Source organism: Hyalangium sp., assembly GCF_035629615.1.
Lineage (GTDB): Bacteria > Myxococcota > Myxococcia > Myxococcales > Myxococcaceae > Hyalangium.
In genome coordinates this window covers 1-3,711 of sequence record NZ_DASPHO010000903.1, presented here as the reverse complement: position 1 = coordinate 3,711, position 3,711 = coordinate 1, and the positions used below count along the sequence as shown (strand labels likewise).

At 69.5% G+C, this 3,711-nt stretch carries 2 protein-coding genes; both read right to left on the bottom strand.

The features are described 5' to 3' along the window. On the bottom strand, positions 1-1,901 hold a 1,901-nt coding region (locus VD972_RS45130; RefSeq protein ID WP_324996303.1), incomplete at its 3' end, for a DUF6109 family natural product biosynthesis protein. Between the two features lie 3 nt (positions 1,902-1,904). Next, a complete protein-coding gene (locus VD972_RS45125; protein ID WP_324996300.1) occupies positions 1,905-3,578 on the bottom strand; it encodes an Hsp70 family protein in 1,674 nt (557 codons plus the stop codon). Positions 3,579-3,711 lie beyond the last annotated feature (133 nt).

The following is a 3,711-nucleotide window of genomic DNA, read 5'->3' as shown; positions in this document are numbered from 1 at the left end:
ACCTCCTTCTTCTTCTTCCCTGAGGGCTTGCGCTTGCGCAACCGGAGGTGATGGTCACGCGCCAGCACCTGGGCCTGCTTCACGGCTGCGGAGGGCACGGCGGGCGGCGGCTGCCCCGCTTGGGCCAGGAGGAAGGCCTCCAGCACCGGGTGGATGTACTTGCAGGGGGCACCCACTCGTCCGCAGGCCACCGCCGCCTCGGCCAGCGCTTCCACGTCGTTGGCGCGTCGCTCCATCCATCGGGCCAGGACGCGCCGGGAGAGCTCCTCTCGCCCTGCCCCATCCATCGTCTGCAGCGTCTCGATGTAGGCCGAGTCCCCCTCGTGAGCGTCCAGGTACCGCAAGGCGATCTCCCACGCTTCACTGTCCGAGGAAGCGTGACGCAGCGCCACCAACAAGAACTCCACCCGGTAGGTCAGCACCCTGGAACCGAACCGGCGCCAGATGCGCAGGCCCTCTGGAGGGAGCACCATCAGGGCATCTACCTCTTCCAGCACGCCCTCTGCCTCCAGCAGTATCTGTGCTGCATCCTCCTGGCTCTGCGCGCCGCGCAGCATCCGCTCCATCTTCTGCTTCGCATTCTTGTCCCGAGTGCGGTCCAACAAGACGAGGATGGCCTCGCTCAACACGTGCCTCAGCTCTTCCTCCGCGCCCTCCCAGCAGGCATCCATCCAGGACTCCACCAGGTCCGGCGCACTGGTGGAGGCCACACTCTCGACCAGCGCCGTGCGTTCAGTGGGCGCAGCCGTCCTCATCCAGGCCAGAAAGGCGGGCGTCCCCGATGCGATCAGCCGACGCAGGCCCTCCTGGAGCCACATGGGAGCGATGCGCGCCTCGGGATGGTGAGCGTCCCAGGCCAGGAAGGCCCGCGCCCAGAGGGCCGCATCCCAGACAGACGCCAGCAGCGCTTCGTAGAGGCGTAGGGCTCGCGGCAGGGCCGCTTCTGAGAAGCGAACTTCGGACACAGCCTGCACCACCCAGGGCCGGGCGTCTTCCTGGAGTGCGGCGGCTTGGGCCAAGGCACACCATGCCTCGGCCTCCTCGGCGCGCGAGATGCCTGTCTGCGGAAGTCGCGCGCTCACCACCCGCAACGCCTCCAGCGCCAGGGCAGACAATGCCTGAGAGGCTCCTGCCTCACGCGCCGCCCTCGCCAACAGCGAAGCTGGCTCCGAGAGCACAGCGAGTCCCTTGTCCGCAGCCGCTCGGAGCCAGAGCTCCCGCGCTGCCAGTTGCCCGGCCAGCTCCCACACCCCCCGAGCCACCTCGGCGGTCGCCTCACGTGCCCACGCCTCGACGCGGCTGGCGAAGACGGGGAAGGGCTCGAGCGCGCACAAGGCGAGGAGCGCTCCTTCCACCTCCTCCCCAGAGCGAGGTGGCGGCAGGGTGGCGCGCGGCCTCGCAGGCTCCACGCCCAGGCGCGAGTCCAGGGGCGGCAGGCACGCGAGCGCTGGCCCCACGGCCTCGGGGAGGGGGGCTCCCTGGGTGGAGAGCCAGGAGTCCACCGCCACAGCCAGACGAGGCGCGCGCTCTCGCACCGTTGCGGCCAGGGGCTGCCACAACCTCTGCGCGCGAGCCCACTCGCGTGTGCGGCCCACAGCCCACATGAGGGGCCAGTAAGCGGCCCGGGCTTCCTCGGCGTCCACGCCTCGGGCCACCAATCCCGGCTCAGCGTCCGCCCGCGCGGCCAACGTCCCGAGCATCCCCCATGCGCCGCGACGGTGTTGCTCGTGGACGAGCTCTCGGAAGAGGACGGCGGCCCTTGGCAGCAGCTCGTCTCGCAGTGGCTGAGGCAACCGGAGGAGCGCGGGTAAGGCTCCTTCCAGGTCTCCCCGTCCCAGGTGCTTCTGAGCATCCTCCAGCCATCGGCGGTGCTGGCGCTCCTCTCGGTCGTGCCTTGCCATGTCTCAGGACTCCGGGCTCTGCGGCTCGTGTTCGACGAAGAAGTCCAGCAACGCCTCCTCGGCACGCTCGCGGGCCGCCCCCTCAGCCTTCGCATACCGGTGGAGCAGCTGCTCCAGCTCGGCGCGCTGCTGGGGTGGGAGGCGCTCCCCCAGGGCACGTCCCTTGCGCGCCACCGCGCTCTGCGCCGCCTGGGCCTGGGCCGCCTTGCCTGCGTCCGCCACCGCGAGAGCCACCGTCTTCGCGTTGGCCGTACCGGGCTGACTGATGGAGACCTTCACCACCCCATTGAGGTCGTAGGCGAACTCCACCCGCACAGGCGAGTGCGCCGGGCTCGGCTCGAGCGGGAAGTCGAAGGCGCCCACTCGCGTGTTCTCCGACACCCGGGGCGCCTCGCCCTGGAACACCTCCACCCGGATGAGCTCCTGCTCGGGCACCAGGGTGTAGAACTCCTCCACCCTCGCGGCCGGGAGCACCGTGTTGCGGCGGAGGACAGGGACGAAGGTGTCCGGCTCAGCGCGCAGCTCATCTCCCTCCCCGAAGACGCGCATGCCCAGGCTGTGGGAGGCCACGTCCACGAGGATGCGCTCCACCGGCGCGCCGGTGAGCAGACCCGCCTGGATGGCTGCGCCCAGCCCCACCGCCAGATCCGGGTCCACCTCCTCATGAATCTCCACGCCGAACGCCTCCTCGAGCATCTGGCGCACCCGAGGAATCCGCGTCGAGCCCCCCACCAGGCACACCCGCGACAAGGCCTGGCCCTCGAGCCGCGCCTCCTGCAGCGCCTGGCGTGCCAGGGCCACGGTGGACTCGAGCAGCGGTTCGACGAGCTCCTCGAAGGTGCGCCGCCTCACCTCCATCTCGAGGTGAACGGGCTTTCCCTGCGCACGAGTGAGGAACTCCTCGCGCACGTGCACCGCGATGTCCGCGGAGAGACGGATCTTCGTCTCCTCGGCCAGCCGACGCAGACGGGCCATGGCGCGTATGTCCTCGCGCGGATCCACGCCCTGGTTTCGCTTGAGCTCCTCGAGGAAGAGCTGCACCAGCTTGTCATCGAAGTCGTCGCCGCCCAGGTGGGTGTTGCCCGCGGTAGCGCGCACCTCGCGCACCCCGTGGAACACCTCGAGCACCGACACATCGAAGGTGCCGCCCCCCAGGTCGTAGATGAGAAGGATCTCAGGCTCGGCGCTCCTCGCAGCGTCCGCGGACAAGAGCTGGTCATAGACGAGCGCTGCGCTGGTGGGCTCGTTGAGCAGCCGCAGCACGTGCAGCCCCGCTCGCTCACAGGCCTCGAGGGTTGCACGGCGCTGGGCATCGTCGAAGTACGCGGGTACGGTAATGACGACGTCCCGCACAGGGCTGCCAGTGGCCTTCTCCGCTCCGTGCTTGAGCGCGGACAGGATATCGGCGGACACCTGCTCTGGAGACAGCTCACGCCCGGCAAGGGGATAGCGGTAGGGAGTCCCCATCTTGCGCTTCACCGAACGGACGCACCGCTCGGGCACCTGCAGTTCAAGGTTGCGCGCCTCACGCCCCACCACGACGCGCTCATCTGTGTAGAGCGCCACCGAGGGCACAATGGGACTGCCATCAATGGGCAAGGCCACGGGGCGACCGTCGACGAGGTGGGCAATGACCGAGTTGGTGGTGCCGAGATCAATCCCGAAGGCGTGGCTCATGGGTGATTCCTCACGGTGATGGCCTCGCCCTCTCGAACGAGGTGCTCGCCCCGAAGGACGGCGGCGCGGACGACACGGGCGATGGCGCCCTCGGAGAGGTTGGGATGAGGCTCGGTGCCGACGACGCGGAACA